The sequence below is a fragment of the Nocardiopsis sp. TNDT3 genome (assembly GCF_003427465.1).
Taxonomy (GTDB): Bacteria; Actinomycetota; Actinomycetes; order Streptosporangiales; family Streptosporangiaceae; genus Nocardiopsis; species Nocardiopsis dassonvillei.
This window is the reverse complement of record NZ_QPFC01001426.1, coordinates 1-2,126: the sequence shown is the minus strand read 5'-3', so window position 1 is coordinate 2,126 and position 2,126 is coordinate 1. Positions and strand designations below refer to the sequence as shown.

The following is a 2,126-nucleotide window of genomic DNA, read 5'->3' as shown; positions in this document are numbered from 1 at the left end:
GGGTGCGGCCGGGCCCCGCGTCCGGGTTCGGGCGACCGCCTACCGGGGCTCGGTCGCGATCTGGATCAGGTTGCCGCAGGTGTCGTCGAAGACGGCGGTGGTGACCGGGCCCATCTCCAGGGGTTCCTGCGTGAAGCGGACGCCGAGGCCGCTCAGGCGCTGGTACTCCGCCCGCACGTCGGCGACGGCGAACTGGGCGAGCGGGATGCCGTCCTTGACCAGGGCGTCGCGGTAGGCGCCGACGGCCGGGTGGCCGGCGGGCTCCAGGAGCAGTTCGGTGCCCTCGGGCTCGTCGGGCGAGACGACGGTCAGCCACCGGTCCTTCTCCCCCACCGGGACGTCGTGCTTCTTCACGAAGCCGAGGATCTCGGTGTAGAAGTGCTCGGCCTTGGCCTGGTCGTTGACGAAGATGCTGGTCAGGTGGATCTTCACGGGTTGCTCTCCTCCGGTCCGGATGTGTCTGGCGCAAGCCATCGCTCGGCGATCCGCCGCAGCGGGGCCGTGTTGAGGTCGTGGAACTTGTAGCGGCCCTCGCGCCTGGTCTCGACGAGCCCGGCGGCCTCCAGCACGGCGAGGTGCTGGGAGACCGCCTGGCGCGAGATGCCGAGCTGGTGCTTCATGGCCAACCGCGAGCAGATCTCGAACAGTGTCTGGCCGGACTTCTCCGTGAGCTCGTCGAGGATGGTGCGACGGGTCGGGTCGGCCAGGGCTTTGAAGAGGTCGTCTGCCACGGCCACCATGATAGGCAAGTGAACGCTTGCATGTCGAGTCGGGACACGCCGTGTCGCGGCGCGACCCGCACTGCGATGGCCTTCGCGGAACGGACGCCGAGGCCCCCGCGCCTCATGGCCGGTCCGGTCCGCCTGGAGGGGACCTCGAACGCCCGGTCGGTGCGGCCGCGGTCCCCCGCTCCCCCCGCTGTGGCGGGTCAGCCCTCCGCGCGTTCGCGCAGGATCTCCACACCGTCGCCGGTGAGCTCGTCCAAGTGCGCGGAGCGGCCGGTCATCGCCATGATCAGGGCGAGCGTGCTCCCGCGGACGAGCGGCCCGGCGCCGGAGGCGAACGGACCGTCGGTGGCCTGGAGATTCAACCCCCGGATCCGGCTCCTGGCGACGACGACCTGGTCCGAGCCCCGGTAGTAGTCCGCCACGAGGGTCAGCGCGGCGATCGGACGGGCGCTGACGATGCCCAGGGGCCGCCTGATGTCCTCGCCGTGCACGATCACCTCCCCCAGGATGGCGGGCTTGGGCAGGGGCGGTGAGGTCGTGCTCTCCACGATCCCCCGGAAGCGCGCGAGGGTGTCGACGCCGGAGGTCCCCATCTGCTCCGCCAGGCGCATCGCGACCTGGGCGTCGAAGTCGAACCGGCAGCGGATGACCCCGGCCAGCCATCGCAGCCCGTTGAGGCTCGCCGACGACGTCAGGTGCGCGAGCACCTCGCGCACGGTCAGACCCGCGCACAGCGACGGCGTCGCCCACTGTTCCTCGGTCAGCTCCGACAAGTCGTCGGCCAGCGCCGCCCGCTCCCGGTGGATCAGCGGCCACAGGTCCGCGCGGCCGCTCACCGGCGGCGGGTTCCGTGGCACGGGCGGGGTGTCGGTGACGTCATCGGGCTCTCCTCGGGACGGGTTCTCGCCTCGCCCCCACGGTGGTGGGCGGACGCCGGGATTATGGCCCGGGCCTCCGACAGTTCGGCGCCCCGTCGTCCCCGGGCACACGGCGCTCGCACCACCCGTATCGCCGGGTTCCGACACTGACCTCGGGATGAGGTGACAGCCCGTCGCTCATGTGGAGACGAGGGCTCCCTGTCACCGGCGGGGAACCGCTGTCGCGGGACGGCCCCGCCCGGGCGGGGCCGTCCCGTCGTGGACGGTCGGTACCCCTCTCTTCCAGGAGGGGGAGCACGTCAGTCCGGGTCCGGCGCGGCCGGTCAGACGAAGTACCGGGCCTGGAGGCGGAACAGTTCGGCGTAGAGCCCGTCGGCCCGGCTCAGCGTGTCGTGGGTGCCGGTCTCCACGACCCGGCCGCCGTCCATCACCACGATGAGGTCGGCCGCCCGGGCGGTCGTGAAGCGGTGCGTGACGAGCACGGTCACGCCGCCCTCCTGGCGGCCCAGGTCGGCGTACT

General features: G+C 72.2%; 3 protein-coding genes and 1 pseudogene. All 4 read right to left on the bottom strand.

From position 1 onward, the window contains the following. Positions 1 to 39 precede the first annotated feature (39 nt). The gene (locus tag DQW06_RS28520; protein WP_013152877.1) at positions 40 to 432 is read right to left on the bottom strand and encodes a VOC family protein; all 393 of its coding nucleotides are present in this window, start codon (positions 430 to 432) and stop codon (positions 40 to 42) included. After that, complete coding sequence (locus DQW06_RS28515) at positions 429 to 740, bottom strand: helix-turn-helix transcriptional regulator (RefSeq protein ID WP_013152876.1); 312 nt, start codon at positions 738 to 740, stop codon at positions 429 to 431. Before DQW06_RS28515 ends, DQW06_RS28520 begins: the two co-directional genes overlap by 4 nt. A 188-nt stretch (positions 741 to 928) precedes the next feature. Further along, the gene (locus DQW06_RS28510; RefSeq protein WP_117199641.1) at positions 929 to 1,564 is read right to left on the bottom strand and encodes a maleylpyruvate isomerase family mycothiol-dependent enzyme; all 636 of its coding nucleotides are present in this window, start codon (positions 1,562 to 1,564) and stop codon (positions 929 to 931) included. A gap of 365 nt (positions 1,565 to 1,929) precedes the next feature. Beyond that, positions 1,930 to 2,126: pseudogene (locus tag DQW06_RS28505) on the bottom strand (ABC transporter ATP-binding protein); the annotation flags it as partial.